This is a genomic window from Azorhizobium sp. AG788 (genome assembly GCF_943371865.1).
GTDB lineage: Bacteria > Pseudomonadota > Alphaproteobacteria > Rhizobiales > Xanthobacteraceae > Azorhizobium.
The window spans coordinates 74,084-81,314 of the sequence record NZ_CALRWL010000024.1 but is presented as its reverse complement, the minus strand read 5'-3'; the positions used below and the strand labels follow the sequence as shown (position 1 = coordinate 81,314).

Below are 7,231 nucleotides of genomic sequence, written 5' to 3'. Positions count from 1 at the left end.
GCTGTTCGCCGATTAAAGTGGTACGTGAGCTGGGTTCAGAACGTCGTGAGACAGTTCGGTCCCTATCTGCCGTGGGTGTAGGAATATTGAGAGGATTTGTCCCTAGTACGAGAGGACCGGGATGAACGTACCTCTGGTGGAGCTGTTGTGGCGCCAGCCGCAGTGCAGCGTAGCTATGTACGGTCGGGATAACCGCTGAAAGCATCTAAGCGGGAAACCCACCTCAAAACGAGTATTCCCTTGAGAGCCGTGGAAGACCACCACGTTGATAGGCTGGGTGTGTAAGCGTGGCGACACGTTGAGCTTACCAGTACTAATCGCTCGATTGTCTTGATTGTTCTCATCCTCCATGTCCATCTTTGGACACTAAAACCAGCTTCATCCCTTCACATGTGCTTCGCCGGCCTGGTGGCTATTGCGAGGAGCCTGAACCCGATCCCATCCCGAACTCGGCCGTTAAACTCCTCTGCGCCAATGGTACTTCATCTCAAGATGCGGGAGAGTAGGTCGCTGCCAGGCCTGCAAAGCACATGCGAAGATCAGCCCAGATCACAAAACCACAAAACGCCCCCATCGGTGAAAACCATGGGGGCATTTTGCTGTTCGAAGCCCAAAGCGAAAAACGGGAGCGTCGGCAGGGCCGTGCTTGAGGCGCCGCCCTGCCGCCCGTCTCAGGGCCGGATGACGCCTTCATCTTCGCCATCCCAATAGCGGATGGTCTCCGCCCGGACATGGATCAGCACCATGTTCGGCGTGTCGATGCCGTCCGGGAAATACCGGTCCAGGTCTTTGCTCCAGTGCGCGGCATATTGGGACGTGTCCGCGATGAGGGCGGCGGCGCCGGCCACGTCGATGAAGAGCGGCGATCCCCCCAAGAGGCCGATGGCGCCGCTGTACGACAGGCTCACCTGGGCATTGACACGGATCTCCGCCACCTTGCGGGACTCGGAATAGGCGAAGAAATAGCTGTCGCCCTGATAGTCCACATCGCCGTTGTTGCTCATGGGCCGCCCGCTCAGGGCGCCGTCGCTGGAGATCGTGTTCAGCATGGCGAAATCGAGTTTCGCCATCTTCTTCGCCAGATCGGCAAGGGTGAGGTCGGACATGAGCGCTCCGTGGGTATCGCCCGCCGGAGCCGGCGGACCCCCTCCCAACCGGCCAGCCTGTCCACGGTTCCCATAAAAAAAGCCCCCCGCGCGTGACGGAGGGCTTCGTACATTCTGCACCGCCCCGACTGTCCGGCCCCAGCGCGTGCCGCGCAGCGGATCGCGCGTGGGGGACCTGAGGGGCTGGCGCATGCGGTGCGTCGGTCGACTTGATCCTTCGCGGCGCGCGCGGCGCGCCGCGAAGGGCGAGGGTCAGCTGGCGGAGAGCTGGCCGAGGGTGGTGAAGCGCTTGACGGTGGCGTTGGTCTCCAGCCGGCCCAGCAGCTTCAGCGCCACATAGGTGAAGATGGGCTCGCACAGCACCAGCGGCACATAGGAGGCGGCGAAGATCGCCCAGTCATAGACCGGGGTGGCCTCGTTGCCGAGCAGCAGCCAGAAGGCGACCATGGTGACGACGCCGGAATAATAGGCCGCGTCGAACTTCAGGATGCCGGCCCAGGTGACGGGGGTGCGCTCGGCGCCGCGGGCGAAGAAGCGCTTGCCCAGGGTCTCATGCACCGCGATCAGCGGCACCATCAGCGACAGCGCGTTCACGCCCAGATGCACCAGATCCTGCGGCTCGAACAGCGCGCCCTGCAGGAGCAGGCCGAGGGCGAAGCCGAACAGCGTCGGCACGAAGCCGAAGATGAAATAGACCGCCGAGGCACCGACGAAATGCAGTTCCGAGGCGCCCACGGGGAGATGGTAGAGCTCCATGAACACCGAGAAGAAGGCGGCGGCGAGCACGGTCTTCACGATTTCCGTGGGCGCGCGCACCAGCTTGGGAGCATAGACGCCGAGGGTGGCGAGGGCGGCGGCGTTGGCGGCGACGACCTTGGCCGCGGAAAGAATGCCGGGTTCAATATGCATGGCAGGATGCCTTTGGACTTGGGGGATGGGATGAGAAGGGGATGGGATGAGACTCGGCGCCGCGCCGCCGGAGCGCGCGTCGATCAGGAACCGTCGATAAACATCAGCCACCCCCATCCGTCCCGCCGACGGCTTTGAGACACCTTGCTTGGTGGCAGGTCTCCTGGCTCGCGACCGTGTCGGCGATCGCCTTCCCGGCATTTGCCAGTGGCTGAATGATCGCGTCCGGATCGCTTACAGTTGCGGGGGCAGCTTCGGCCTTGGCGCGCGGAGTCAAACGCGCCGCACCGAATTCCCTTTTCACGGCCGGAAAGATCCGACCGCACCACCAAGGTGCCAGATTATGCGCTGCCCTCACCCATTGCCAGGGTTTTGTGCGGTGCCGGAAAAGCACCGCAACCATGGTTACGACACCAGTTCGAACCACTCGTCTTCGGTGATGGTGTGCACGCCCAGCGTGCGGGCCTTCTCCAGCTTCGAGCCGGCGCCGGGGCCGGCGACCAATATGTCGGTCTTGGCGGAGACCGAGCCGGCCACCTTGGCCCCCAGCCGCTCGGCCATGGCCTTGGCCTCGTCGCGGGTCATCTTCTCCAGCGCGCCGGTGAACACCACGGTCTTGCCGGACACCGGCGAGGTGGCGGCCACCGCCTCCAGCGCCTGCGGCGTCACCTCGCGCAGAAGATCATCCACCACGGCGCGGTTGTGGGGCTCGCGGAAGAAGTCCACCACCGCTTCCGCCACCACGGCGCCGATGCCGTCGATGTCGGTCATCTCCAGCCACACCTCATTGCCCTGGGGCTTCTTGCGCCGGGTGGGGGCCGGGATGAGGGCAGGGGCGGCCTCGTCCGCCGCCGCCTCCATCTCCGAGGGCATCTCGGCCGCGAGCGCCGCGTCGCGCAAAGCGGTCATGCTGCCGTAATGGCGGGCCAGGCGCCGGGCATTGGTCTCGCCCACATGGCGGATGCCGAGGGCGAAGATGAAGCGGTCGAGCGCGATGGTGCGCCGGCTGTCGATGGCGGCGAACAGATTCTGGGTGGAGGTCTTGCCCCAGCCCTCGCGATTTTCCAGCCGGGTCAGCGAGGCCTCGTTGCGGGCCTGGAGCTTGAAGATGTCCGCGGGCGCGGCGATCAGGCCCCACTCATAGAGCGCGTGGGCCTGCTTCTCGCCCAGGCCTTCGATGTCGAAGGCGTTGCGGGAGACGAAGTGGCGCAGCCGCTCCACCGCCTGGGCCGGGCAGATCAGGCCGCCGGTGCAGCGGCGCACCGCGTCCTGCTTGCCGGTCTTGGGGTCCACCTCGCGCACGGCCAAGCTGTCGCAGACCGGGCACCGATGGGTGAACACGTAGGGCTGGGTGCCGGCTGGGCGCTTCTCCAGCACCACGCTGACCACCTGCGGGATGACGTCGCCGGCCCGCTGCACCACCACTGTGTCGCCGACGCGGACGTCCTTTTCCGCGATCTGATCTTCATTGTGCAAGGTGGCGTTGGTCACCACCACGCCGCCAACCGTCACGGGCGCAAGCTTGGCCACCGGGGTGAGCGCGCCGGTGCGGCCCACCTGGATGTCGATGGCCTCCACCAGGGTGGTGGCCTGCTCGGCGGGGAATTTGTGCGCCAGCGCCCAGCGCGGCGAACGCGAGACGAAGCCCAGACGCTTCTGCAGCTCCAGGTCGTCCACCTTGTAGACCACGCCGTCGATGTCATAGCCCAGCGTGGCGCGCTGGGCCTCGATGGCGCGAAAATGCGCCAGCAGGCCGGCGGCATCGTCCACGCGCACGGTCAGGGGATTGGTGGGCAGGCCGAAGCGGGCGAAGGCCGCCACCACCTCGAACTGGGTGCCGCCGGGTGGGCCGGGGATGGCTGCGCCCCAGGCATAAGCGAAGAAGCGCAACGGCCGAGAGCGGGTGATCTCCGCATCCAATTGGCGCAGCGAGCCGGCGGCGGCATTGCGCGGATTGGCGAACAGCGGCTTGTCCGCTGCGGCCTGGCGTTCATTGAGCGCGCGGAAATCCGCGCCGCTCATATAGACCTCGCCGCGAATGTCGATCAGCTCGGGGATGTGGTCGCCGCTCAGGCGCTCGGGAATCTCGGTGATGGTGCGCACATTGGCGGTCACGTCCTCGCCCTGGCTGCCATCGCCGCGGGTGGCGGCGGTCTCCAGCCGCCCGTTCACATAGCGCAGCGAGCAGGACAGGCCGTCGATCTTCGGCTCGGCGGTGAAGGCCACCGGGTCCGAATCGCTCAGGTTCAGGAAGCGCCGCACCCGCGCCACGAACTCCTCCACCTCTTCATCGGAAAAGGCGTTGGAGAGGGACAGCATGGGCACCTGATGGGTGACCTTGGCGAACTTGGCCGCCGGCGCCGCGCCGACCGTCTGCGACAGGCCGGCGGCATCCGTCAGGGCCGGAAAGCGCGCTTCGATCTCGTCATAGCGCCGCCGCAGCCGGTCGTACTCCGCGTCCGAGACGGTGGGGGCGTCGTCCTGATGGTAGCGGATGTCATGGCCGGCGATCTCCGCGGCCAATGCGGCATGGTCCAGGGCCGCATCGTCCGGCGTCAGCGCGGCGACGGGGGTTTCGCGGGCGGAGGAATGGGAGCGGGGCGACGTCATGGAGGCTGTTTTCTCCGAAGGCGTGCCTTTCGGCAACCGGGCGTTTCGCACAGCGTGCGTTTCGACAACCGTCGGTTTCCAGATGCCGCCTTGTCTCTATTCTGTAAGATGTCCAAGCTAGCTAAGGGGCGGGTACAAGGGGAGCGCACATGTCGCGGGTACGAAATGCAGCATTGGCGGCGGTTTTCTCCGTCGCGGGCCTGCTGGCGGGCGGGCTTGGCGCCAGTGCGCAGCAAGCGGACGACGCCGCTCTGGTGGCGCGGGGCGAATATCTGGCGCGCGCGGGCGACTGCATGCCGTGCCATTCCGGCGACCCGAAGAAGCCCTATGCGGGCGGCCTGTCCTTCGCGACCCCGTTCGGGGTGATGTATTCGGTCAACATCACCTCCGACAAGCAATATGGCATCGGCACCTGGACCTATGAGGATTTCAAGGGCGCGGTGCATGACGGCATCCGCAAGGACGGCGCCTATCTCTATCCGGCCATGCCGTTCGACGCTTATACCGGCATCGTCGAGGATGACCTCAAAGCGCTGTGGGCGTTCGTGCGGCGCATCCCGGCGATCCCGCAGCCCAATCGCGACAATGCCCTGAGCTTCCCGTTCAATGTCCGCCTCGGCCTGCTGGCGTGGCGCGAACTGTTCTTCGAGGCGCAGACCTTCCAGCCCACCGTCGGCAAAAGCGACGACTGGAACCGCGGCGCCTATCTGGTGGAAACCCTCGGCCACTGCTCCGATTGCCATTCGCCGCGCAATTTCATGGGCGCGGTGAAGCAGAAGCACCTGTTCCAGGGCTCGGACATCGACGGCTATTTCGCCCCGGACATTTCCTCCGCCAGCCTGGCGAAGACCTGGAACAAGGACAATCTGTCGCAATTCCTGCGCACCGGCTCGGCGCCGGGCAAGACCTCGGTGTTCGGCCCCATGGCCGAAGTGGTGCATGAGAGCCTGGCCTATCTGACCGTGGCCGACATCAACGCCATGGTCACCTATCTGCTGGACAGCCCTCCGCCCAAGGACAAGCCGGCGCCGGAATTGGCGTCGCCCTTGTCGGCGGAAGCCTACAAGCGCGCCTCCACCGCCTACATCGACAATTGCGGCCCCTGCCATCAGGCCAAGGGCACCGGCCAGGGCGTGGCCATTCCCCCGCTGGTGGGCAATCCGGCGGTGGTGGCCAGCGAGCCGTACAATGTCATCATGGCGGTGCTCGGCGGCCTGCCCGCCGGCGGCACCTATGGCGCCATGCCGTCGTTTGCCGGTCGCCTGTCGGACCAGCAGGTGTCGGATCTGGCGAATTACGTCCGCACCTCCTGGGGCAACAAGGCTTCCCCCAATGCCACGCCGGCCATGGTCGCCGCGTGGCGGGCCACCGCCAATGTGCCGGACTACGGCACCCAGTCCGCCTCCGCCTTCAGCTGTCCCAAGGTGGGCGGCGCGCCCGGCAATACCGGGCCGGACGCTTCCGTGGTCGCCTCGCTGACACAGATGATGCAGGGCGGCTCCCGCGCCATCGACAAGCTGGCGGATGCCTACAAGGCCACCGCCAGCGACACCTCCCCCGGCGCGGTGGTGGATGCCCTGACCGCCGCTTATTGCCCGGTGGTGGCCGCGACCCAGTTGCCGGACTGGCAGAAGTACAGCGAACTGCGCCGCTGGACCCTGCAGGTGGCCGCTGCGCTCTCGCCCGCGGTGGCGGCGGTGCCCATGCCGGACGTGCCGGTGATCTGGGCGGTGCCCGCCGGCACCGGCCTGGTGGGCCGCGAGCCGCGCAACCTGTCCACCAAGCTGGCCTGCCCCGCCAATGACGGCAAGCAGGTGCCCAAGCCTCTGGCGGATGCGGCGGTCTCGCTGCTCGGCACGGTGAAGCCGCCGATCGCCGGCGACGCGGTGAAGACCTTTGCGGTGACGCTGGCGCAGCAGAACCCCAAGGCCCGCCGCGCCGACGTGGCCAATGCCCTGATCCTGGCCTATTGCCCGGCGGTGGCCGCGCTGCCCGGCAATTCCATCGCCGAGCAGAACAATCTGATGAACAGCTACGGCCAGCAGGTCATCAACACCCTGCAGCTGCTGCCCACCCCCTCGGTGGCGGCGAAGTAGCCTCCGTGCCCTGCGCCCACTCCCGGTGGGGAGGGCGCAGGGACGCGCAACGCCCGGCGGCTGTTGCGGTCAGTTGCTTCAAGTCTGGGTGAGCTGCCGGCGCGCGAACCTCTCCGCCCATGCCCCGCGCTCCCTCCCGCCTTGCGGGGGAGGGGTGGGGAGGGGGGAAACGCGCACCGGTGAAGAGCGCGTTCCCTCATCGGCCCCGCGGCAAGTGGATGGAGCGGGCGCCGATCCGTCTCGTGATGTCGGGTCTGCATGTGGCTCCAGTCACTCGCAAGAGCCGTCTCCGGTCGATCTCGTGCACCTGGCGTGCCTTTTGGCGGAGAACGGGCACCGGTAGGCTGCCGTTTCACCCCCCTCCCTGCCCTCCCCCGCAAGGGGGGAGGAGCCCGCGCTCATGGCGGAAAGGTCGCGCCCGTTACTGCCCAGCCCGCGCCGCTGGCGTGACGGTGGCGGGAGCGGCGCTCAGCTTGGGCGCCCAGCCCAGCCCAGCCCATTCTGGCCCGC

Annotated in this window: 4 protein-coding genes, 2 rRNA genes and 1 riboswitch; of the genes, 3 read left to right on the top strand and 3 right to left on the bottom strand. The window is 66.8% G+C overall.

All coding sequences use genetic code 11. The features are described from left to right. Window positions 1-338 (top strand): 23S ribosomal RNA (locus tag AAG816_RS15250); the annotation flags it as partial. 66 nt (window positions 339-404) lie between these two features. Then, a 5S ribosomal RNA gene (gene rrf, locus AAG816_RS15245) occupies window positions 405-519 on the top strand. 152 nt (window positions 520-671) lie between these two features. On the opposite strand, the gene AAG816_RS15240 is transcribed toward rrf, so the two are convergent. The 3 genes from AAG816_RS15240 to ligA all read right to left on the bottom strand — a co-directional run bounded on the left by AAG816_RS15240 (window position 672) and on the right by ligA (window position 4,625). Next, window positions 672-1,106 (bottom strand): pyridoxamine 5'-phosphate oxidase family protein, encoded by a 435-nt coding sequence (locus tag AAG816_RS15240; RefSeq protein ID WP_341990503.1) that lies wholly within the window; start codon window positions 1,104-1,106, stop codon window positions 672-674. 252 nt (window positions 1,107-1,358) lie between these two features. Then, on the bottom strand, window positions 1,359-2,015 hold the full coding sequence (locus tag AAG816_RS15235; RefSeq protein ID WP_341990502.1) for an energy-coupling factor ABC transporter permease: 657 nt from the start codon (window positions 2,013-2,015) through the stop codon (window positions 1,359-1,361). A gap of 135 nt (window positions 2,016-2,150) precedes the next feature. Then, window positions 2,151-2,360, bottom strand: a riboswitch (cobalamin riboswitch). 60 nt (window positions 2,361-2,420) lie between these two features. Further along, a complete protein-coding gene (ligA, locus tag AAG816_RS15230) occupies window positions 2,421-4,625 on the bottom strand; it encodes an NAD-dependent DNA ligase LigA (protein ID WP_341990501.1) in 2,205 nt (734 codons plus the stop codon). Between the two features lie 149 nt (window positions 4,626-4,774). Between ligA and AAG816_RS15225 the strand changes: the two genes are divergently transcribed. Beyond that, window positions 4,775-6,721: a cytochrome c gene (locus AAG816_RS15225; protein WP_341990500.1), complete on the top strand. Its 1,947-nt coding sequence runs from the start codon at window positions 4,775-4,777 to the stop codon at window positions 6,719-6,721. Window positions 6,722-7,231 lie beyond the last annotated feature (510 nt).